The sequence below is a fragment of the Neopoerus faecalis genome, from assembly GCF_029218125.1.
In the GTDB taxonomy this organism is placed as follows: domain Bacteria; phylum Bacillota; class Clostridia; order Oscillospirales; family Oscillospiraceae; genus Oscillibacter; species Oscillibacter faecalis_A.
This window is the reverse complement of the sequence record NZ_JARFXX010000022.1, coordinates 1-2,741: the sequence shown is the minus strand read 5'-3', so window position 1 is coordinate 2,741 and position 2,741 is coordinate 1. Positions and strand designations below refer to the sequence as shown.

Annotated in this window: 1 rRNA gene; it reads right to left on the bottom strand. The window is 52.5% G+C overall.

What is annotated here, in order from left to right:
* Positions 1-63: 63 nt before the first annotated feature.
* Positions 64-2,741: ribosomal RNA gene (locus PY311_RS12490) — 23S ribosomal RNA — on the bottom strand; the annotation flags it as partial.

Genomic DNA, 2,741 nt, shown 5'->3' with positions numbered 1-2,741 from the left:
ATGTACCCTCAAAACCGAACAATGCAACTTCTTCCATGTTTCAGGCCTTGCCTGCTTCATTCGTAGGTCAAGCCCTCGGGCTATTAGTACAAGTCAGCTCCACACATTACTGCGCTTCCACACCTTGCCTATCAACCAGGTAGTCTTCCTGGGCCCTTACTCCATGAAGGATGAGAGATCTCATCTTAGGGGGAGTTTCACGCTTAGATGCTTTCAGCGTTTATCTCGTCCGTACATAGCTACCCAGCTATGCCCTTGGCAGGACAACTGGTGCACCAGAGGTACGTCCATCCCGGTCCTCTCGTACTAAGGACAGCTCCCTTCAAATCTCTTTCGCCCGCAACAGATAGGGACCGAACTGTCTCACGACGTTCTGAACCCAGCTCGCGTGCCACTTTAATCGGCGAACAGCCGAACCCTTGGGACCGAATTCAGCCCCAGGATGTGACGAGCCGACATCGAGGTGCCAAACCTCCCCGTCGCTGTGGACGCTTGGGGGAGATCAGCCTGTTATCCCCAGGGTAGCTTTTATCCGTTGAGCGATGGCATTTCCACTCACATACCACCGGATCACTAACTCCAACTTTCGTTACTGCTCGACCCGTCGGTCTCGCAGTTAGGCTGGCTTATACGTTTACACTCATTGCACGATTTCCGTCCGTGCTGAGCCAACCTTTGAGCGCCTCCGTTACTCTTTTGGAGGCGACCGCCCCAGTCAAACTGCCCGCCTAACAGTGTCCCCCGACCGGTTTCACGGCCGCAGGTTAGAAACCCAGCAAATCAAGAGTGGTATCCCACCGGCGACTCCATCTGAGCTGACGCCCAGACTTCCCAGTCTCCCACCTATCCTGTACATGATTTACCGAATTCCAGTATTAAGCTGCAGTAAAGCTCCATGGGGTCTTTCCGTCTAGTTGCGGGTAACTGGCATCTTCACCAGTACTACAATTTCGCCGGGCGGGCTGTTGAGACAGTGCCCAAATCATTACGCCTTTCGTGCGGGTCAGAACTTACCTGACAAGGAATTTCGCTACCTTAGGACCGTTATAGTTACGGCCGCCGTTTACCGGGGCTTCAATTCAATGCTTCACCTTGCGGCTCACATCTCCTCTTAACCTTCCGGCACCGGGCAGGCGTCAGCTCATATACGTCATCTTTCGATTTAGCATAAACCTGTGTTTTTGGTAAACAGTTGCTTGGGCCTATTCACTGCGGCCTCTTTCGAGGCTCCCCTTCTTCCGAAGTTACGGGGTCATCTTGCCGAGTTCCTTAACAACCCTTCTCCCGTTGGCCTTAGGATTCTCTCCTCATCTACCTGTGTCGGTTTGCGGTACGGGCACCTTAGTATACACATGAGCTTTTCTCGCCTCCGAGCATCGCGGACTTCCCTACTATATTTCGGTCCCTTTCGCCCGGGTCTACCAACGCCCGGGTCCCGCTATCTCAAAGTGTCCCTCATGCTTAAAGTTCGGTGGTTACGGAATTTCTACCGTATGTGCATCGCCTACGCCTCTCGGCCTCAGCTTAGCTCCCGACTTACCTTGGGCGGACGAACCTTCCCCAAGAAACCTTAGATTTTCGGCCATTATGATTCCCACATAATTCTCGCTACTCATTCCGGCATTCTCACTTCTGTACAGTCCACCGCTGCTCCCGCTGCGGCTTCGCCCCGTACAGAACGCTCCCCTACCACTGTCTTTAGACAATCCTAAGCTTCGGTTGCATGCTTAGCCCCGTTACATTTTCCGCGCAGAGTCACTCGACCAGTGAGCTATTACGCACTCTTTTAATGTGTGGCTGCTTCTGAGCCAACATCCTGGTTGTTTTCGCAATTCCACATCGTTTTCCACTTAGCATACATTTGGGACCTTAGCTGTAGGTCTGGGCTGTTTCCCTTTTGACAATGAAACTTATCTCACACTGTCTGACTGCTGTGCATCAATTATCCGGCATTCAGAGTTTGATAGGCGTCGGTAACTTTATCAGCCCCTAAACCATTCAGTGCTTTACCTCCGGTAATCTAACACAACGCTAGCCCTAAAGCTATTTCGGGGAGAACCAGCTATCTCCGAGTTCGATTGGAATTTCACCGCTACACACAAGTCATCCGCCACCATTGCAACGGGGGTCGGTTCGGTCCTCCATGGGGTTTCACCCCCACTTCAACCTGCTCATGCGTAGGTCACCCGGTTTCGGGTCTATGGCAACGAACTTCATGCGCCCTTTTCAGACTCGCTTTCGCTACGCCTCCGGTACTGAATACCTTAAGCTTGCTCGTTACTATAACTCGCCGGACCGTTCTACAAAAAGTACGCCATCACGCTTTAACGCGCTCTGACTGCTTGTAAGCACAAGGTTTCAGGTTCTCTTTCACTCCCCTCCCGGGGTCCTTTTCACCTTTCCCTCACGGTACTGCTCCTCTATCGGTCATCAGGTAGTATTTAGGCTTGGAGGGTGGTCCCCCCTGTTTCCCGCAGGGTTTCACGTGTCCTGCGGTACTCTGGATCCAGTCTCACAGCCTTCTCTTTCACCTACGGGACTCTCACCCTCTGTGGTGGGCCTTCCCAGACCCTTCGGTTAGATATCTTCTGCTAAATGACTGTCCGCAACCCCGGAGAATGAATCCTCCGGTTTGGCCTCTTCCGCGTTCGCTCGCCACTACTTGCGGAATCTCGGTTGATGTCTCTTCCTCGTCCTACTTAGATGTTTCAGTTCAGACGGTTCCCTTCCTACACCTATTT